19 protein-coding genes are annotated in these 18,013 nt (G+C 65.9%); 8 read left to right on the plus strand and 11 right to left on the minus strand.

Annotated features, from left to right (window positions below; genetic code table 11):
* The first annotated feature begins 25 nt into the window (after window positions 1-25).
* The 7 genes from WN73_RS32525 (at window position 26) to WN73_RS32555 (ending at window position 7,651) form a co-directional block, all read left to right on the plus strand.
* A complete protein-coding gene (locus tag WN73_RS32525) occupies window positions 26-1,657 on the plus strand; it encodes a PAS domain-containing sensor histidine kinase (protein ID WP_271556250.1) in 1,632 nt (543 codons plus the stop codon).
* Window positions 1,654-2,325, plus strand: a complete 672-nt coding sequence (locus WN73_RS32530) for a response regulator transcription factor (RefSeq protein ID WP_028175264.1) — start codon at window positions 1,654-1,656, stop codon at window positions 2,323-2,325. The genes WN73_RS32525 and WN73_RS32530 overlap by 4 nt, the downstream gene beginning before the upstream one ends.
* A gap of 100 nt (window positions 2,326-2,425) precedes the next feature.
* A complete protein-coding gene (locus tag WN73_RS32535; RefSeq protein WP_028175265.1) occupies window positions 2,426-2,803 on the plus strand; it encodes a response regulator transcription factor in 378 nt (125 codons plus the stop codon).
* A gap of 153 nt (window positions 2,804-2,956) precedes the next feature.
* Window positions 2,957-4,840 (plus strand): FUSC family protein, encoded by a 1,884-nt coding sequence (locus WN73_RS32540; protein ID WP_028175266.1) that lies wholly within the window; start codon window positions 2,957-2,959, stop codon window positions 4,838-4,840.
* Window positions 4,837-5,040 (plus strand): DUF1656 domain-containing protein, encoded by a 204-nt coding sequence (locus WN73_RS32545; RefSeq protein WP_028175267.1) that lies wholly within the window; start codon window positions 4,837-4,839, stop codon window positions 5,038-5,040. The genes WN73_RS32540 and WN73_RS32545 overlap by 4 nt, the downstream gene beginning before the upstream one ends.
* A gap of 11 nt (window positions 5,041-5,051) precedes the next feature.
* On the plus strand, window positions 5,052-6,347 hold the full coding sequence (locus tag WN73_RS32550; protein WP_028175268.1) for a biotin/lipoyl-binding protein: 1,296 nt from the start codon (window positions 5,052-5,054) through the stop codon (window positions 6,345-6,347).
* 299 nt (window positions 6,348-6,646) lie between these two features.
* Window positions 6,647-7,651, plus strand: coding sequence for an AraC family transcriptional regulator (locus tag WN73_RS32555; protein WP_039186323.1), 1,005 nt, complete (start codon window positions 6,647-6,649; stop codon window positions 7,649-7,651).
* 218 nt (window positions 7,652-7,869) lie between these two features.
* Here the strand turns inward: WN73_RS32555 and WN73_RS32560 are convergent, their stop codons facing one another.
* The 10 genes from WN73_RS32560 to WN73_RS32605 all read right to left on the minus strand — a co-directional run bounded on the left by WN73_RS32560 (window position 7,870) and on the right by WN73_RS32605 (window position 16,659).
* Window positions 7,870-8,808, minus strand: a complete 939-nt coding sequence (locus WN73_RS32560; RefSeq protein ID WP_271556251.1) for an acyltransferase domain-containing protein — start codon at window positions 8,806-8,808, stop codon at window positions 7,870-7,872.
* Between the two features lie 9 nt (window positions 8,809-8,817).
* Window positions 8,818-9,768 (minus strand): AEC family transporter, encoded by a 951-nt coding sequence (locus WN73_RS32565; protein ID WP_011083096.1) that lies wholly within the window; start codon window positions 9,766-9,768, stop codon window positions 8,818-8,820.
* Complete coding sequence (gene mdcB, locus WN73_RS32570) at window positions 9,765-10,643, minus strand: triphosphoribosyl-dephospho-CoA synthase MdcB (RefSeq protein WP_271556252.1); 879 nt, start codon at window positions 10,641-10,643, stop codon at window positions 9,765-9,767. The genes WN73_RS32565 and mdcB overlap by 4 nt, the downstream gene beginning before the upstream one ends.
* Window positions 10,640-11,320, minus strand: coding sequence for a malonate decarboxylase holo-[acyl-carrier-protein] synthase (gene mdcG, locus WN73_RS32575; RefSeq protein WP_271556253.1), 681 nt, complete (start codon window positions 11,318-11,320; stop codon window positions 10,640-10,642). The genes mdcB and mdcG overlap by 4 nt, the downstream gene beginning before the upstream one ends.
* A complete protein-coding gene (gene mdcE, locus WN73_RS32580) occupies window positions 11,295-12,017 on the minus strand; it encodes a biotin-independent malonate decarboxylase subunit gamma (RefSeq protein WP_271556254.1) in 723 nt (240 codons plus the stop codon). Before mdcE ends, mdcG begins: the two co-directional genes overlap by 26 nt.
* The gene (locus tag WN73_RS32585; RefSeq protein WP_271556255.1) at window positions 12,004-12,942 is read right to left on the minus strand and encodes a biotin-independent malonate decarboxylase subunit beta; all 939 of its coding nucleotides are present in this window, start codon (window positions 12,940-12,942) and stop codon (window positions 12,004-12,006) included. The genes mdcE and WN73_RS32585 overlap by 14 nt, the downstream gene beginning before the upstream one ends.
* Window positions 12,939-13,256 (minus strand): malonate decarboxylase acyl carrier protein, encoded by a 318-nt coding sequence (mdcC, locus tag WN73_RS32590; RefSeq protein ID WP_271556256.1) that lies wholly within the window; start codon window positions 13,254-13,256, stop codon window positions 12,939-12,941. The genes WN73_RS32585 and mdcC overlap by 4 nt, the downstream gene beginning before the upstream one ends.
* A gap of 10 nt (window positions 13,257-13,266) precedes the next feature.
* Window positions 13,267-14,913, minus strand: a complete 1,647-nt coding sequence (gene mdcA / locus WN73_RS32595; RefSeq protein ID WP_271556257.1) for a malonate decarboxylase subunit alpha — start codon at window positions 14,911-14,913, stop codon at window positions 13,267-13,269.
* A complete protein-coding gene (locus WN73_RS32600; RefSeq protein ID WP_011083103.1) occupies window positions 14,910-15,776 on the minus strand; it encodes an MBL fold metallo-hydrolase in 867 nt (288 codons plus the stop codon). Before WN73_RS32600 ends, mdcA begins: the two co-directional genes overlap by 4 nt.
* Before the next feature lie 97 nt (window positions 15,777-15,873).
* Window positions 15,874-16,659, minus strand: a complete 786-nt coding sequence (locus WN73_RS32605; RefSeq protein WP_011083104.1) for an alpha/beta hydrolase — start codon at window positions 16,657-16,659, stop codon at window positions 15,874-15,876.
* 320 nt (window positions 16,660-16,979) lie between these two features.
* Here WN73_RS32605 and WN73_RS32610 point away from each other — a divergent pair, with 320 nt between their 5' ends.
* Window positions 16,980-17,321, plus strand: coding sequence for a hypothetical protein (locus tag WN73_RS32610; RefSeq protein ID WP_011083106.1), 342 nt, complete (start codon window positions 16,980-16,982; stop codon window positions 17,319-17,321).
* 143 nt (window positions 17,322-17,464) lie between these two features.
* Here WN73_RS32610 and WN73_RS32615 read toward each other — a convergent pair whose 3' ends face one another.
* The gene (locus WN73_RS32615; RefSeq protein WP_271556258.1) at window positions 17,465-17,965 is read right to left on the minus strand and encodes a hypothetical protein; all 501 of its coding nucleotides are present in this window, start codon (window positions 17,963-17,965) and stop codon (window positions 17,465-17,467) included.
* Window positions 17,966-18,013 lie beyond the last annotated feature (48 nt).

The raw sequence follows: 18,013 nt of genomic DNA on the forward strand, positions 1-18,013 counted from the left end.
CGCCTCGCCCGCCCTTCGCGCGCTGGTGAGCCTCGCGGCGATCGGGATCACCACCCTGCTGGTGCTGCAGAATCACGCGGCGACGACGCGCCTCGCGGCGCAAGCGCGGCTGCTCAATCTCTCGCATGACATGATCTTCGTCAGGGATCGCGGCGGCGTGATCACGTTCTGGAACAAGACCGCGGAACAGACTTACGGCTGGTCGCCCGACGAGGCGCTCGGGCAGCTCGCCGACAAGCTTCTGCGGACCAGCTATTCCGACCGGCGGGAAGCCATCGAGGCCAGCCTGCTCGATACCGGGCGATGGGAAGGCAGGGTTGAGCAACGGACGAAGGCCGGCGCCGCGCTCACCGTCGACGCCCGATGGGCCCTTCAGCACGACCATCTCGGCAAACCCGTCGGGGTGCTCGAAACGCACACCGACGTTACGGACCGCGTGGCGGCGCACAGCGCGCTGGTGCAGAGCGAGCAACGATACCGCCGGATGTTCGACGCAAGCCGGATCGGCGTCGTCGAGGAGGACTGGAGCGGACTGCGGACCGCGCTGGATTCGCTGCAGACCGGAGGGGCGGACCTGCGCGACTATCTGGCACGCAACCCCGATTTCGTCAGGCATGCCCGCCGCCTCGCCAGAATCACCGACGTCAATCCGGCCCTGCAGAAGATGGCGGGGGCAAGCGGCTCTGCGGCCTTCATCGAGAACGCCGACAAGCTGCTGGGCGAGAATGATCGCAGTTTCCTCGACGCGCTGGTCGCATTCGCGAACGGAGAGCGGTTTCACGAAGGGGAGACCCAGCTCGTGAGCTTCGACGGGCGTAAGGTCCCCGTGCTGTTCACGATCACCTTTCCGCCCGAACCCGACGGAGATCAAAACGTGCTCGTCTTCGTCGTCGACATCACCGAGCGCAAGCAGGCTCAGGATGCACTGCTCGCGGCGCAAGCCGAGCTCGCCCATGCTGCGCGCGTTGCCACCCTCGGCGAGCTCAGCGCGTCCATTGCGCACGAGGTGAACCAGCCGCTGGCGGCAATCGTCACCAGCGGCGAAGCCGGCTTGCGATGGCTGCGGCGCGACGTACCCGATCTCAAGGAGGTCGCCACCACGATCGGCCATGTTGTTGCTCAGGGCCGCCGCGCCAGCGAGATCGTGACCCGGATCCGGACCTTCCTGAAGAAGGCTGCACCCCAGCAGGATATGCTGCAAATCGGCGAGGTCATTGAGGAGGCGACTGCGCTGGTCGCGCGCGAACTCGCCAAGGACGACGTCGCCCTCATCGTCGAGCCGCAGCACGGCTTGCCGCCGGTTCGCGGCGACCGGATTCAGCTGCAGCAGGTCCTGGTCAATCTTCTGATCAATGCCAGCCAGGCCATGTCAGGCCGGCCCGGTTCCCGCGTCATCACGCTGCGCGCCGGCACCGTGGACAGCGAAACCCTCGCCATCACGGTGCAGGACAGCGGCCCGGGCATCCCGCCTGATGACATGGCACGCCTGTTCGATCCGTTCTTCACGACGAAGGACGGCGGGATGGGCATGGGGCTTGCGATCTGCCGAACGACGGTGGAAGCTCACGGCGGCCGATTGTCGGTGGTGAGCACCCCGGGCTCGGGAGCGACATTCCACCTGACATTGCCATATAGCCAAGAACACGCCTCGCCATGACACGACCAAACCAGGCTCAGCCGCCGACGCAACCCTCAAGCGCGACTGTCATCATCGTCGATGACGATGCGGGCATCCGCGCCTCGCTCGACAGCCTGTTCCGATCCGTCGGCCTCGAGACGCGCCTGTTCGGCTCGCCGGCGGAACTGCTCGGCGGCTCGCTGCCCGGCGGCCCCGGCTGCATCGTGCTGGACGTCCGCCTTCCCGGCGTGAGCGGGCTCGATCTGCAGAGCCAGCTCGTCCGGCAGGGCATCAGCTATCCGATCATCTTCATGACGGGCCATGGGGACATTCCGATGTCGGTGCGTGCCATGAAGGCCGGTGCCGTCGATTTCCTCTCCAAGCCGTTTCGCGACCAGGACATGCTCGATGCGGTGACGGCGGCGCTCGAACGTGATGCGCAGCACCGTGCCGAAGCCGCGACCAAGGAGGACATCCGCGCCCAGTACGAGACCCTGACGGCGCGCGAGCGCGAGGTGATGGGCCATGTCACCGCCGGCCTGATGAACAAGCAGGTCGCGGCCCTGATCGGCCTCAGCGAGATCACGGTCAAGATCCACCGCGGGAACGTCATGCGCAAGATGGGGGTTCGGTCGCTGGCCGACCTCGTCCGCAAGGCCGAGGCGCTGGGGGTATCCCAAACCCGCGGGACTACGGATCACACCTGAGTATAATTCCTGCGGGACTGCCCCGGGTGCATAAGGCGCCATCGGCCGCGCAAAGGGAGATGCCCTCCTTGCGGAACACCGCGGTCAGGATTGTGTGCCAATGGCCAAAACCCCGGTGATTGCGATCGTGGACGACGACGAAGGCGTTCGCACGTCGCTGGCGAGCCTGGTGCGCTCGATCGGCTACGAGGCCCAGGCCTACGAATCCGGCATGGATTTCCTGCGGCAGGCACCGGGAGACGACCCGGCATGCATGATCGCCGACGTCCAGATGCCTGTCATCACCGGCGATGAGCTGCAGGCACAGTTGATCGCGTCCGGCCGACGCTTCCCGATCATCTTCATGACGGCATTTCCAAGCGAATCCGTGCGCCGGCGCGTGATGGCGGCTGGCGCGCATTGCTATCTCGGCAAGCCCTCCAGCGGTGACGAGATCATCCGTTACCTCGAAGAGGCGCTGGCAGGCCACGCGCCGTAGTCCGCAAGACGGCCCCTGCCCCCAACCGGACGTGCATTCCGGCAAGCGGGTTGGTGGACCGGAAATACCGGCAAGCCCCGCAAACCTCATATTCGGCGCTGATTTTGCGAGATCGGCAGGCCCGCACGCTCTGCCGGAAACGGATGGGGCACGATGCCAGTGAATACCACCAGTGCCGCCGCGCCGCGCCCGCTGGTCTTTGCCGGCTTTCCGGCAAGTTCCTGGGCGTTCGCGCTGCGGGTCTGGCTGGCGATGCTGCTCGCGTTGTATTTGGGCTTCTGGCTCGAGCTCGAATCCCCGTCGTCGGCCGCCCTCACCGTGGCCGTCCTGGCGCTGCCGACACGCGGTCAGGGTATGGAAAAAGCCGGCTACCGGCTGCTCGCAACCGTCATCGGCGTCATCGCCTCGATCGCGATCGCCGGCCTATTTTCCCAGACCGGCGGCCTCCTGCTGGTGGTGTTGGGCATCTGGGTCGGGCTTTGCACCTATGTGGCCGGCCTGCTGGATGGCAATCGCGCCTATGCGGCGGCACTCTGCTGCATCACCGTCGCCCTGATCGCCGTCGAGCAGATCGACACGCCGCTACAGGTGTTCCCGACCGGCGTCGCGCGTGGCGCAGCCATCGGCATCGGCGTCCTTGCGGTGGCGCTTGTGAACGAGGTTCTGGCCGCGCCGAGCTATCATCCGGTTCTGGCAAGCCGCATCGAAGTGCTGCACCGCCGGGTCACGGATCTCGCGCGAGATGCCGAGCGCGGCGAGACTCCATCCGCGGCCGTTGGGGCTGGACTGCTGCATGACATCGCCGCGGTGCGTCCGGAGATCGCCAGCCTGACGACGGAATCGAGCATCGGCACGGCAAGGACCGCGGCCGCGCGTTCCGCGCTGGTCGATCTCGTCGGCGCGTTCTCGCTCGGTCGCATGCTCGCAGCGCTCCCTGCCGCGTCCGCGCTGGCGCCAGATGCAGCCGGGCTGGTCGCGATATCCCGATCCTGGCTCCGGGCCGAAATCGGCCGAAACAACGCGCTAGTCCGCGGCAGCCTCGATGCGCTGCGCGAAGGGACGAGCCCGTATCGTGCATGGCGCGCACCGCTCTATCGCTCGCGCCGCATCGCGGCCGAGACTGGCGCACGGGCTGCGATCTCGTTCACGCTGATTGCAATTGTCTTCGTCCTGACGGGCTGGCCGACCACCGAGCTCTGCCTCTCGCTCGTTGCGGTGATCATCGGCCTCGGCTCGACGTCACCCTCGCCGCGCAACTTCACGATGGTGGCGGTGATGGCGACGCCGATCGCCTGCGTGCTGGCTGGCATCCTGAAATATCTCGTCTTCAACGGTGTGTCCGAATTTCAGCTGCTCGCTATCGGTCTTGCGCCTGTCGTCATCGGCCTCGCACTGCTGATCACGCTGCCGAGCCCCATGCTGTCTTCGATCGGCCGCCTCGTGCTGGTGTTCACCCTCGTCGTGCTCGCACCAACCAATCCGCAGAGCTACGACCCCGAGGTGTTTCTCGTGACGAGCCTGTTTGTCTGCCTGTCGTCCGTGCTCGTCTTCGCGGCGCAGCTGCTGCTGCCTCCCTTGTCGGGCGACCGGCGAGTTCGCCTGCTACTGGGAGAGGCCCGGCGCGAACTGAGCCGCGCCGACGGTGGACGAGCCCGCCACCTCGCGCCGGAGGAAGCCGCCTTTCGCGACGCGGCGCGGATCGAGCAGATTTTGACCGCAAACGGCCCCTCCGCGATCGACGATCAGATGGCCGGCACGGCGATGCGCTGTTTCGACCAGGCCGCAGCCCTGCGGCGTTGCCGCGCCGAACTGGACCGGGTCGGACAGGGGCCGCTGGCCGTAGCGGCGCAGGCCGCGCGAGAGGCCCTCACCCGTCGGAACAGCGGCGTGATCCTCGCTGCCGCCGAGGCGCTGCACCAGTCGGCAGCACGAAGCGACCTGTCGGCCAGCGCGGCCATTGCCGCGCTGATTGCGGCAAGCGTGGCCTTCGCGCCGTCACAATCTCCGGCCGACTCCAGCCAAGGGAAACGACCATGATGAACACCTATCGGGAACTCGTCATCGGCGGCGTGCTCATTGCCCCCATCGTTTCCTATGCGGCAACCGCGCTGCTCGCGTTCCTGTTACTGCGCCCGCTGCTGCGCTTCATCGGATTCGCGAAAGTCTTCAGCAACCCGTCGCTGGCCGAACTTTGCCTCTACGTGGCGATGTTCGGCATGCTCGCACTGTTCTTCTAGGGAGAAGAGTCATGGAAGCTACCCTGCCCCGCGACGCCGCCCCGCTTCGCAGCGAACCATCAGCCGAAGCACCGGGCGATGCCTCAAGTACCGCGGAGGGCTCCGCCGCACCGGAGACCGTGGCACGCGACACCAGCGATCGCACGGCGGACACCGTCAGACCTCCGACACAGGCAACGCCCTCCGCGAGGCCGCTGCACAAGGCTGTCGGCCGATTCATGCTCGGCGCCGGCAAGCATCTCGCGACCCTCGGCATCGCATTGGTCGCCGTCTTGATATCGGTTGCGACCTGGCAGCACTACGTCACTGCTCCCTGGACGCGGAACGGCAGCGTGCGTGTCCAGGTCGCCAATGTCGCGCCGCAGGTTGCAGGCAAGATCGTGGCGCTGCGGGTTGGCGACAACCAGTTCGTCCACAAGGGCGACGTCCTTTACGTCATCGACCCCTTCGACTTCGAAGTGGCCGTCCGAATCGGCAAGGCGCTGGTCGACCAGCGGGCCGCGGATCTGGAGGTGAAGCAGGCCGAGTTCGACCGGCGTCGGCATCTGTCCAACCTCGCGACGACGCCCGAAGAGCAGCAGATCTATGCAGGCAACGCAGCGCAGGCGAAGGCCGCCTACGAGGCGGCGGCACACCAGCTCGCACAGGCGGAGCTGAATTTGAAACGGACCAGCGTGACCAGTCCCGTCGATGGTTACGTCACGAATCTCCTGCTACGCGCAGGCGACTATGCCGTCACCGGCGTCAGCAACATCTCGGTGATCGATTCCAACAGTTTCTGGATCGACGGTTATTTCGAGGAAACCAAGATGGCTCGCGTCTGCGTCGGGGATCGCGCGGAAGCGCAATTGATTGGTTACGCCAAGCCGATCCTGGGGCATGTGAAGACCGTGACGCGAGGCGTCAGCGTGTCGAACGCCGCTGCGGGCACGCAGGGCTTGCCCAATGTCGACCCGATCTACACCTGGGTGCGGCTTGCCCAGCGCGTACCGGTTCGCGTCGCCATCGACACGGTGCCGCCGGATGTGCCGCTGGTCTCGGGCATGACGGCGACGGTGACAATCCGACAGCCCTCCGCGGGCGATCACCAGACCCGGTTCGACCGGTTCCGCGCGAGCTTCGTGGATCCCGTCACTGATCTGTTCGGCGCAGGACAACCGCCGCGTGCGAACTGCCTGCAGGCCACATCCCAGCAACGCCCCGAGGTGGAAGCGATCCCGTATTCGCGCGAACCCGCGGTTCCCCCGGCACAGTCGATCGCGCCCGGCCTTACACCCGGCATCGACGCCTCGCCACGTCTGCCCTGAACACGCCTGCTCTGAATTAGACGAACACGCCCGACCGGACGAGACGGCACCGCGTCAAACCTCTGGTCCGGCCGGTGCTGCGCTCTAACATCAGACCTCACTGCACATGTGCTTGATCCCTTTGGTTCAATTGAACTCTTTGCGACATGCGGTCGCACCTCTCGCATTTGCAAAATCTAATACCGCTTAAGCATCCTTAACGAGCCTTTCGACGAGGCCGCACCTATCGTTCGAGCATGGACCAGTTGCATTCGGCAGCCGTCACGACGGCGGCAGAATCCAGGACACGGGGACGAACGATGCTCACCGATATCCAAGCGGCCGGCGCCCGGTCGACGTATCAACCCAGCCGCCACGAACCGGCCTCCCCGCAGGAGACTCGCGCATTTCCCCTCGAACGGAGGTGGCGCCAGCCCGCGGCCACGCCTGACGACATCACGATCTCGCGCTGGACCTGCACGCAAACGGGCATAAGGCACGAAGAGGCGACGACGCCTGCCGACCGATACTTCTTCGCCATCGCCTTGAAGACGTCCCGCGCCAAACTGACCAGAGGCCGTCACACCATCTTCGACGGCATCATGCCGGCAGGCACGCTGTATATCGGCGCACCGTTGCAGCAGCTCAGTGCGCAGTTCTCGGCGCCGTGCGACTTCCTGCACTTCCACGTCTCGGCCAGCACTTATTTTCCGTTCCTAAGGCCTGGAGCAGGAACAGCCTCGGCCGAAGGCCTCAACGACCTCGTGCTGCTCCGCGACCCCTTTGCCGAACAGCTGGCGAAGGCGCTGACCGAACGCGGCCATTCGGCTGACCGGGAATTCGCGCGCTGCATCGGTCAGACGCTGGCAATGCACCTCGCCCGGCGCGAGCTGCCACACTCGAAAGTCAATGCCTTGCCGAAATGGCGACTGCGGCGCGTGGAGGAATACGTCGGGACGCACTTCGACCACTGCATCAGCTTGTCCGAGCTTGCCAAGGTGGCGGGACTGTCCCGGATGCACTTCGCGGCCCAGTTTCGCGCCGCGACGGGATACCGGCCGCGCGAGTACCTGCTGCATCAGCGCATCGAGCGTGCGAAATCGCTGCTGTCGAATTCCGAGACGGCCCTGGCCGAGGTGGCGCTGACCGTCGGCTTCTGCACCCAAGCGCATTTCTCGACCGTCTTCAAACGGATCACGGGTGACACGCCCGCGCGCTGGCGTTGCGCCAGCCGGAACGCATCGGCTTCGTCCAGGCTCTCCGGCGGCGATCCGGCTTCGACATACAAGGCCGTGTCTCACGTGCTGCCCGCGGACTTCTCTTGAATCATGCGAAATGAGAAACACAAGGGGTTCGTGAAATACTTTGGCCGCGGGATCGGCGATGCTGTGCGTGTTAGGTGACTGAGACCCCAAGTCACAGCTCGAGCCTCCCTCCTCCCTGGGCATACGAGCATTTTAGGGCCGTCCTCCCCCAAAGGACGGCCCCCTTTTTCGACCGCGCGGCGCGATCGACGGCATCGTCTCTTCGGAACTCGGCGAGGCTAGTCGCTCAGGTGACGCGCAGCCCAGGCGCCGACGCCCTGAAGACTCCTGAAATCATCCAGCGAGCGAGCCGGAAGTCCGGCCCCGATTTCCGCGACCATGCTGCTGAGCGCATGTCCCGGCCCCAGCTCGAGAAACCCCGTAGCGCCCGCTTCGACACAGGCCTGCAGGCAATCCGTCCATTGCACGGTTTGCGAAATCTGCGCGGCAAGTTTGTCGCGACCGCTCTCGAGCGAGACGACCGGAGCGGCATCGATTCCGCTCAGAATGCGCGCACCGGTCCTCGGGGGAAATACCGCCAGTGCCAGGCGCAAGGTCTCACGAAATGCGGCAGACGCCGCGGCAAGCCGCTTGGTGTGGGAGGCAACCTCAACCGGCAACGCGACGATCCTTGCGCCGTGCATCGCCCGCGCGTCGTCGGCAATCCCGCCCAGCGCCTCACGGCCACCGCCGACGACAAAGGCATCGCCCGGATTGACGATGGCGATCGCTGCGCCGTGACGTTCGCAAAGCCGACCGACTTCCTGGCGCGAAAGACCCCGGACGAAGATCAGCCCGTCGCCGGCGCGCGTGGCCGCATCCATGGCCTCTGCGCGGCGTGCCACGAGATTGAGCGTGGCGGTTGCATCGAGCAAGCCGCCGACACCCCAGGCAGCGACCTCGCCGACACTATAGCCGGCAATGATGACGCCGCGTGGAATGACATCTGCGAGCGCGCGCGCCGCGGCGAGCGGCTGCAAGGTGCAGAGAATCTGGCCCGTACGGTTGCGGTGCAGGGCCTCATCGGGTTCGCCGCGGACGAAATCGCGCGGATCGCTGCCACCGAGCAATGTCGCCGCGTGCGCAAACAGGTCCGCGGCCTCACGCGCGCCGCCCGTGAGGGCGAACATGTCCCGATGCTGTCCGCCTTGTCCCGAGCAGAGGATCGCAAGCGTCACGGTCGCGACCTAACCGGGAAAGAGCATGGCGATCGCAATCGCCAGGGTCACGACGCTGAATCCGGTGCTGGCGATGACCATGGATCCCGCCGTCGCGGAATCCAGCCGGTAGTTGACGGCAAACAGGATGCCGAAAAAGCCCGAGGGCACCGCGGCAAGCAGAATGGCAGTCTTCGCGGGATCAGGCGCAATCGGAATGAAGTGAATGACCGCAATGGCCAGCAGCGGCCGAACGACATCCGAGGCCGCCGTTGCGGCCACGATCCGCCAATCCAGCCGGAACGATTGTGCCGACAGAATCGCCCCCGTGAGAAACAGGGCGACACCCGCGGCGGCGCTCCCGATCAACGCCAGGCATGCATGGGCAAGTGCATCGAGGCTCACGTCCGACAGCGAAAGCAGGATGCCTGCCGCAGGCGCCAGTACGACCGGCTTGGTGATCGCGCGCCTGACTGCCGTCAGAATCTGCCGCATCGACAATTCGGCGCCCTGCGCCCTGCTCGCACCCATTTCCACCATGATCAGGGTCAGCGGGCTGATCAGAATCGAACCCGTTGCCAACGCGACCGCGACCGGGACGGTGCCGGCGGGGCCCAACACGGACGACAGGATCGGAAGTCCGACGCCGGCAAGGTTCGGAAAGCCGATCGTCAAGGCCTGCAGCGACGCATCGGACCGGGACGCCTTCGAGAACCTGCGCGCGGCGCAATACCAGGCGACATAGAGCAACAGCATCGTCACGCCGAGCACCATGGAGAGCGGAACCTGTTCGATCATATCGCGGCGCGAGGCCGAAGCGGTCGCGGCGAACAAGGACGCTGGCAGCGCAAAATCCATCACCAGCGCGTTGAGGGCGTCGACGTGAAGATTGTCGACGATATGAAATTTTCCGGCGGCGTATCCCAGCAACAGGACGAAGAAGACCGGCACCAGCGCCATCAGGATCGCGTTGGACATCATGGAATCGGCCTTTCATGGGCATCGACGAAGAGCGTCATAGCGAGCAGGTCGGCCGATCCACCCGGGCTGAGACGGCGGACGACGAAACTTTCGTGGATCGATTCTGCTCGCGCACGCCAGCCGGACGCGCAGACGCCGCCGGCATCGACGAAGCGACGTGCCGCGTCATGTGCAAAACGAAGGCCGTCGAGGCCGCCGCGATGCAGGAGGTTGGTGTCTTCGACGGAAGCGATCAGAGCAAAGCACACCTCGACCCGGGCGGCTTCCGTATCCTCCACAACGACAGTTGCTCTCCGCAAGGCCGGCAAGCCGATTCCGTAGATGCTGGGAAATCCCCTCGCGGCCTCGATACGCGCACCGCCCGCGCGAAAGCGGCGGCGGGCTACGCTGCCATGGCTGTGCAGCAGCACCGGACCATCGAGTATGCTGTCGCCCCACAGGCGCGCCACGACGTCGCCAAGCGGAAGCTCGGGAGCGACCAACCCGCCGGCTCTCGCACCGGCGGCCGCGCACAGCAGGCCGAGCCCGAAGATCGCGCCACGGTGCGTGTTGACCCCCGACGTCGCCGCGAACATGGCGCGCTCCGCCTCGAGGCCAATGATCCGCAGCCGCCCCATGCCGCAGCCAAGCGCACCCGCATCGGCCAGGCGTTGCAGATAGGGCCTGATGGCCGCGGCGCTGCGACGAAACGTGCCCGCATCCATGTCATCGTGACTGCCATTGTCGACATGGCTCACCAGCCCCGGTTTCGGCCAGGTTTCGAGCTCCTTGACGAGGCAATCGGCGGCGACAGCACCGATGGCAGAGACATCGGGCATTATCCGCGCGCGGCGCAGAAGCGGCCGTTCCATGCCTCTTGCGGCCGTGGTGATCATGATCCCGTCGCTCCCGAAATGAATCGATGCCTGTCGAGCAGGACCACGCGCTCAATGCTCTTGACCAGAAGCTCGCTCGCGCCGCCGTGGACTTCGCGCCAGTTCACCGCAGCGCCGTCGGCGCTCATCAGCTCGCCATCAAGCCGCATCGGCGCGCTGATCTCGATCGCGGCGACATCGGCGACGAAGCGATCGATGTCGGTTTCGCTTCGAAACTCGAACAGGACATCGAGATCGGAACGGTCGGTGACGTAATCGAGCCCGGTCAACGACTGCCAGGCGAGGCTGCCGTAGACGCGCGCATCCACCGAATGGCGAAGCGCCAGCCCGTCGAGCCGGTCGAGCGTCGGCCACCAGTTGCGCGGCGCGTAAGCCCGCGCCTGTTGCAGCGACGGCGGCCGCGCGACCGAGGCGACGTGGTCGATTTCGACCAGGAGGGCAACCCGTTTCTTGCCGGCAGAAGGCGGCAGGGGCAGGCCCAGCGCGACGCCGGTTGCCTCGTGTGGCGAGGCGCGCCGCCTGATCGTCGGCCACCGCATTTTGGGCCAGCGCGCGAGAAGGGAATCGGCAGCGAGATCGTCGCGCGCGTCCAACATCGCGCGCCACCCCGCGGGGCTGACGAAGACGAGGTCGTGACGACCGGGCGGTCGATCACCGTGCTTGCAGGGCGAGGTCACGAACGCGCTCCGCGATCTCGGCGGCCTTCAGCCGGCCGCCACGCTGCTTGCCGAGCGCATCCCGCCGGTCCTGCGCGGCCGGCATGTCGGCGAGCAACGCCTCCAGCTGGTCGGCGAGCGATGCGGCATTGCTCCATGTCATGTGAACGGCACCCATTTGCGCGAGATTGGACAGGCCCGGCGCGAACACCGGCGTCGACTTCGCCTTTTCCTGTAGCGCCTCCATCGACAGCTTGGTTACCTTCGCCATCGAAGGCAGATCCATCACTGCGGGATCGGCTCCGGGCAGTCCGACCAGCACACGCGTTGCAAGGCCTGTCGCAAGCAGCGCACCCGCAGCCGAGTGGCCGTACAGGACGCCGACGGTCGGGCGGCCATTCATGTCCGCGTGGATCAGCACCTTCGCCAGATGTGCGAGGAACTCGTTCAGCCCGAGCAGTTCGTCACGCTTGCTCATGCGCTGGCTGTCGCTATCGACGAGCACCAGGATCGGCCCGGAGTCCCGGCCGATCGATTCCAGGACATGTCCGGAAAGCCTGACGGCCTCGTCGACGCCCAGCGCGGTGCGGTTCGCAACGCCGATCACCAGCATCGTGCCACCGGATCGCAACGTCGCCGAGCCGTGAAGGACGCCATTGTCGTTCCTGACCTCATGGCCGTCAGGAAACAGCGAGGCGATGATGTCATCGAGCGTCACGGCTGGTCCTCCCGATCCTGTTGGCGAGCGCAATGAACTGATCTGCCGGCAGCTCCGGAACCGTCTCAGCGTGCTCGATGCCTTCCGCGGTCCAGATGTCGACGGCATCCGCGCAGGCGCCGAAGCGGCGCAACCGTCCGGCGAGCCGTTCCTGCTCGGCCTTCAGCCTGTCGAGACCGAAAGGTCCGACCAGGCCGATCAGCTCCAGCGCGGCCTCGCGAAAATCCTGCACATTGTCGTCGGCAAAGACATCGGCGGCGCCGAGCAGGCGGCGGTGCTTGCCGCCCATGGTCCGCCAGACCAGGGCACGATCGCGCGAGTCGAACTCCTCGACGCCGCGATTGGTCTCGATGACTTCGGGACCTGACACCGCGATGCGCCCCGGCTCCGAGACGGCGAGCGCGGAGCAACAGCCCGCGATCAAGCCGCCGCCGCCGTAGCATCCGGACCTCCCGCCGATCAGGCCGATGACCTTCACGCCGGCGGCGCGCGCTTCCATCACGGCGCGCATGATCTCGGCGATGGCAAGCTCGCCGGCATTGGCTTCCTGCAACCGGACGCCACCGGTATCGAACAGGATCAGGACGGGGATCGAGCCGATCTCGCGCGCGGCGCGGAGCAGCCCGGTCAGCTTGGCGCCGTGCACCTCGCCGAAGGCGCCGCCCATGAAGCGGCCCTCCTGCGCGGCAACGAACACCGGCGAGCCGTCGAGGCGACCGTGACCGACGACGATGCCGTCGTCGAACTGCTCGGGAAGATCGAATATCTTCAGATGCGGGCTGACCTCGCGCTGCTCCGGCCCGATGAACTCGACGAAGCTGCCGGCATCGAGCAGCAATTCCAGCCGCACGCGGGCCGACGCCTCGTAGAAGCTGGTGCTGTGCGCCCGTTCGGCGGGGGTGACGTGCTTGATCGGCGCGGTCATTGGCCGTTCTCCGCGATCAATCGCACTGCCTGCGCCAACCGGAGCGAGACCGTATCGGGACGCGCGCCGCCGTCATTGATCGAGAACTTCAGCCCGCCGGGCGAATAGCGCTCGACGAAATCGCCGATCACGGCTCTCCAGACCTCGCCGAAGCCGACGGCCGCGGTCTTGATGTCGATGGCACATTCCGCATCCGGCAGCACGCGCTCCACCAGCACTTCCAGATTGCCAGAGGCAACCACGCCGACAATTGCGCTCCGCCTGGCGCCGTCGGCGCGGGCGCGAACCGGATGTCGAAAGCTGAGATCTTCCATGGCGCGTTCCTCACCAGTTCCTGAATTTCGAAGGGGGTGCGTACAAGCCACCCGACCAGCGCACGAGATCCTTGATCGAGCGCGCCGCCAGCAGGCTGCGATCCGCATCGAGCGGATTGATGCCGAGATCTTCCGGCCGGCGGATCACGCCGCGCTCGCGCAGGCGCGCGACCATGCCGTGGTCCCGCCGACGGCCGACATCGGTGTAGCCGGCAACGCCACGGATGGCCTGCTCGCGCTCCTGCGCGGTGCGGCACAGCAAGAGATTCGCCACGCCCTCCTCGGTGACGATGTGCGTGACGTCGTCGCCATAGATCATGACCGGCGCCAGTTCGAGCTTCAGCTTCTCCGCGAGCTCGATGGCATCGAGCTTCTCGACGAACAGCGGCACGTTCTTGTCCCCGAACGTCTCGCCGATCTGCACGACCAGCTTGCGGCCGCGGCGCATCAGCGCCGAGCCGTCCGGATCGGCCTCCGCTCCGGCCTTCAGCCAGGGCTCGCTCGGATGACGCCGCCCGCGGGCATCCGCCCCCATGTTCGGGGCGCCGCCAAAGCCTGCGATGCGCGAGGTGGTGACGGTCGACGAATTTCCCTGCAGATCGATCTGCAGCGTGGAGCCAATGAACATGTCGCAGGCATAGAGCCCCGCGGCCTGACAGAAGGCGCGGTTGGAACGCAACGAGCCGTCGGGACCGGTGAAGTAGACGTCGGATCTGGCGCGGATGTAGTCATCCATGCCGACCTCCGATCCGAACGAGTGGATCTGCCGCACCCAGCCGGATTCGATCGCGGGAATGAGTGCGGGATGCGGATTCAGCGCGAAGTGGGTCGCGATCCTGCCCTTCAGCCCCAGCCTCTCGCCGAATGTCGGGAGCAGGAGTTCGATCGCGGCTGTGCTGAAGCCAATGCCGTGATTGAGCCGCTGCACGCCATACGGTGCATAGACCCCCTTGATCGCCAGCATCGCGGTCAGGATCTGGCCTTCGGTGATCGCGGCCGGATCGCGCGTGAACAATGGTTCGACGAAGAACGGCTTGTCAGCCTTGACGATGAAATGGACACGGTCCGCCGGGATATCGACCCGCGGAACCGTCTCCACGATCTCGTTGACCTGGGCGATCACGACGCCGTCCTTGAACGCCGTCGCCTCGACCACGGTCGGCGTGTCCTCGGTGTTCGGGCCGGTGTAGAGATTTCCCTCACGATCGGCGCTGACGGCGGCGATCAGCGCGACGTGCGGCGTGAGGTCGATGAAGTAGCGGGCGAACAGTTCGAGATAAGTATGAACCGCGCCCAGCTCGATCTTGCCGCCGAACAGCATGCGCGCAATCCGCGCCGATTGCGGCCCGGAATAGGCATAGTCGAGCCGCTTCGCGACGCCGCGATCGAACAGGTCCAGATGTTCGGGCAGAACGACGCCCGACTGCACCATGTGCAGATCGTTGACCCTGGAGGGATCGACCGCCAGCAGCGCGCGGCTCAAGAGATCCGCCTGCTTCTGGTTGTCGCCCTCCAGGCAAACTCGGTCGCCCGGCCGGATCACGGCCTCCAGCAGGCGCGTGACGTCGTGTGCTTCGACGACCTTGCCGCGGGCAAGGACTGCTCCCGCCGCAATGCGGGCATCACGCGCGACACCGTTGTCCTGCCAGCTCGTCATGACTTCTGCCCCTTTGCGGCGTTGGCCCCGCTCCAGAGCGATCCCGGATTGGCACGGTCGGGATGGAGCTCGAGCATCGCCTCGTAGAGCTCGCGCGGCGATGTCGTCGCCTTGTCGAGGCGGTTGAAATCGAGCAGGTATTGCCGGGTCGCCGCGATGTTGCGCGGATCGTCGTCGTTATCCGGCTTTTTGTGTCCGGCGACGACGAAGCGCGGCTTCAGCGCCGCAAGCCGGTCGAGCGCGGCGATCCATTCCAGCCGGCTCTGCGTGTCGGTTTCGGCCAGATAGGGATGAATGCCGTTGTACACGGTGTCGCCGGCGACGATCAGATCGAGAGACGGGACATGAAGGGCGGTTGAGCGCGCCGTATCGGTTCGTCCCATGTCGATGACGACGAGCTTGTGCCCCTCGAGCGTGAGCTCGCCTTCGAGGGGCGCAGCCGCCACCAGGCGCTCTGCGATCTCGCCCGGAAAGCGCTTGCGCCAGAAACCGTCGAGCGAGGCCGGCGAGAGCTGCGCCTTCATCTCGTCGACGACCTCGGGAACGGCAACGGCTTTTGCCTGCGGAAAGCGGTCGAGCAGCGGTGCCAGCCCGAAGAAATGATCCCCGTGCCCGTGTGTGACATAGATCGTCGTCAGATTTCGCTCGCAAGACGCGACCCAGTCCAGCAGCGTTTTCGACTGCCCGGCGGTGAGGAACGTGTCGACGAGGACCGCGTCCCGCTCGCCGTAGATCAACGTCGACGAATTCGCGACCCACATCAGGTCCGGATTGCCGGACGGCAAGTCGCGGCTCAGTCCGGCCCGCTTCACCGTCGTCACCTTCCAGTTCAGGGCGGCGCCGGTCGTCTCGATCACATTCATGGGAATTCTCCTGATGGCACAGTCGGGCCGGCGGGAGTGCTGTCGCTCCCGCCGTCCTTCCTTCTGCCGGTCGTGCGTCAGGACCGGCGAAGCGTGATCAGCGCGTAACCGGCTGCTGGATGCTGCGCGCGGCGCGGGTGATGACCGCAGCCACTTCCTTCGGATGCGACTCGTAGACCGAGTGGCTGGCGCCCGGGATCACGGTGGTCTGGCTCTTGGCGCGCTCGTAGTACCAGCGCTCCAGATCCGGATTGATGATCTGGTCATTGCCGGCGACGATGCCCCAGCTCGGCTTGGTCTTCCACGCCGCCGCCGTCAGCGGCGTGCTGAACACCTGGGCCGCAGCCGGGACCTGGGAGCGCGCGACGAACTCGGCCCGCTCGCGCGGCAGATCGGGTGCGAACAGTTTCGGGAATTGCACGGGATCGAGATAGGTGAACTTGTCCGGCGTCACCTTGATGACGCCCTCGGTCTTGCCGAGCACACTCGGCGTCTTCTTGCCCAACGCCGATTCGTCCTCTCCGACGTCGGGCGCGTGTGCGGCGACGTAGACGAGACCGACGACGCTCGGATGAACGCCGGCCTCGGTGATGATCGAGCCGCCGTAGCTATGGCCGACGAGAAGCGTCGGGCCATCCTGCAGATCGAGAATGCGCTTGGCCGCCGTGACGTCGTCGGCGAACGAGGTCTCAGGCTCCTGCACCATGGTGACGCGGAAACCTTCCTTGGTCAGGATCTCGTAGACCGGTTTCCAGCCGGACCCATCCACCCAGGCGCCGTGCACCAGGACGATGTTCTTCAGGGGCTCCGCGTTCGCAGGGGCGACGGTCGAGAGCAAGGAGAGAGCGGCGGCAAAGGCGAGACCAGCGTTGAGGTGTTTCATGACGGGATCACTCCGGGTTGGAATGACGCGACACTAGTTTCGATGCTTGCCCGCGTATTTCGGCAAGCAACGGCCCTTGCCACTTCGCACGCCGGGACACGCGAGCTGCGACGATCGCTGCTCGAACATCCTCCGGACGCGGCCCGGTTGAGAGACGCACTTCTAACGGAGGGCCCACGTCATGCACACTGACATTCATGACAATGATCTCTCGCAAGCGTGAACGGCCGGCGTTCATACGCGAAAGACGATCGATACGCGCTCTGTCATTCACGACAACGTTCCTGACGTCACTCGAAATCCAAGCATAGGATTGAACAATGACATCCATCGCAAAGTGCAGCGTCGCTCTCTTCGCCCTGCTGTGCGCGACCATGCCGGCTCTTGCCGGAAGCTGCGCGGATGACATCGCGCAAACCCAGGCCCAGCTCGATCTGGCCATAGAAAAGGATGCGGGCTCCCACGGCTGGAAGCCGGAGAGCCTCAGCGCGCTGCGCAGCCATCAACCGACGCCCCGCTCGCTCGCGGAAGCAGAAGGTGGCAACGGCGTCGATTTCACCGACGCGCTCGACTCGCTCGATCGCGCGCGCACCGCCAATCGCGCCGGCGACATCGCCGCGTGCAGCCGGGAGATCGCACACGCGCGGGCCATCCTGAGATAGCGAAGGCGCCTCAGGGCCGATGACGAGGCGACGCCTCCTCGTCGTCGTGCAGCCGGGGAGCAGGACGTGCGTTCTGGAAATACCCGCGCGAGCGCAACTTTCTAATGTCCATGCATAGAGCCGGAGCCTTCTTCCATGCGAGATCAGCATTCACCGAACGACGCCGGCGCACGGAGTTCCGAATCGCGCCGGTTCGCCTTGATGCACCCTGCCGCGATGCTTGCGACCAGCGTCCTGTGGCTGGTCTCGACTGCGGCCATCGCCCAAACAACAATGCCGGGAACGCAGCCGCCTGCCGGCATGCTTGCGACCTCGCCGCTCAACCCGCAATCCACGCGACCCGTGGGCATTCCGTTGGGATCGACCGAGATCGCAACGCCCGGCATCTCCCCGATCAACCCCGCGCCAAACACGACCGCCTGCGCCGGATCCGGCAATGCTTCATCCTCCGGAGCATTGTTCGACGGCGGCGGGCTGTCCGGCACCTTATCGACCAATTGCCCCGGCAGCACGGCAGCAGTCTCGTCCCTGCCCTCGACATCGACGGTCGGCCGCGTCGGGATTCCGCTGGGCTCCACCGAAATCGGCGGCGCCGGAATCAGTCCGTCCGTGCCGGTGCCCGGCCCCACGTCCACGGGCGGCACGACTTCGATCGACGGCTCCGGCAATCCCTGAGATCAGAAGGACCATCA

Origin of the sequence: Bradyrhizobium sp. CCBAU 45394, assembly GCF_028128655.1 — a bacterium.
Lineage (GTDB): Bacteria > Pseudomonadota > Alphaproteobacteria > Rhizobiales > Xanthobacteraceae > Bradyrhizobium > Bradyrhizobium diazoefficiens.

What these genes read in the sequence shown, in the direction of transcription:
- WN73_RS32610 (WP_011083106.1), top strand. Translation starts at nt 16,980, where the DNA reads ATGACATCCATCGCAAAGTGCAGCGTCGCTCTCTTCGCCCTGCTGTGC.
- WN73_RS32555 (WP_039186323.1), top strand. Translation starts at nt 6,647, where the DNA reads ATGCTCACCGATATCCAAGCGGCCGGCGCCCGGTCGACGTATCAACCC.
- WN73_RS32530 (WP_028175264.1), top strand. Translation starts at nt 1,654, where the DNA reads ATGACACGACCAAACCAGGCTCAGCCGCCGACGCAACCCTCAAGCGCG.
- mdcC (WP_271556256.1), bottom strand. Translation starts at nt 13,256, where the DNA reads ATGGAAGATCTCAGCTTTCGACATCCGGTTCGCGCCCGCGCCGACGGC.
- WN73_RS32565 (WP_011083096.1), bottom strand. Translation starts at nt 9,768, where the DNA reads ATGATGTCCAACGCGATCCTGATGGCGCTGGTGCCGGTCTTCTTCGTC.
- WN73_RS32585 (WP_271556255.1), bottom strand. Translation starts at nt 12,942, where the DNA reads ATGACCGCGCCGATCAAGCACGTCACCCCCGCCGAACGGGCGCACAGC.
- WN73_RS32605 (WP_011083104.1), bottom strand. Translation starts at nt 16,659, where the DNA reads ATGAAACACCTCAACGCTGGTCTCGCCTTTGCCGCCGCTCTCTCCTTG.
- WN73_RS32545 (WP_028175267.1), top strand. Translation starts at nt 4,837, where the DNA reads ATGATGAACACCTATCGGGAACTCGTCATCGGCGGCGTGCTCATTGCC.
- WN73_RS32600 (WP_011083103.1), bottom strand. Translation starts at nt 15,776, where the DNA reads ATGAATGTGATCGAGACGACCGGCGCCGCCCTGAACTGGAAGGTGACG.
- mdcA (WP_271556257.1), bottom strand. Translation starts at nt 14,913, where the DNA reads ATGACGAGCTGGCAGGACAACGGTGTCGCGCGTGATGCCCGCATTGCG.
- WN73_RS32550 (WP_028175268.1), top strand. Translation starts at nt 5,052, where the DNA reads ATGGAAGCTACCCTGCCCCGCGACGCCGCCCCGCTTCGCAGCGAACCA.
- WN73_RS32535 (WP_028175265.1), top strand. Translation starts at nt 2,426, where the DNA reads ATGGCCAAAACCCCGGTGATTGCGATCGTGGACGACGACGAAGGCGTT.
- mdcB (WP_271556252.1), bottom strand. Translation starts at nt 10,643, where the DNA reads ATGATCACCACGGCCGCAAGAGGCATGGAACGGCCGCTTCTGCGCCGC.
- WN73_RS32540 (WP_028175266.1), top strand. Translation starts at nt 2,957, where the DNA reads ATGCCAGTGAATACCACCAGTGCCGCCGCGCCGCGCCCGCTGGTCTTT.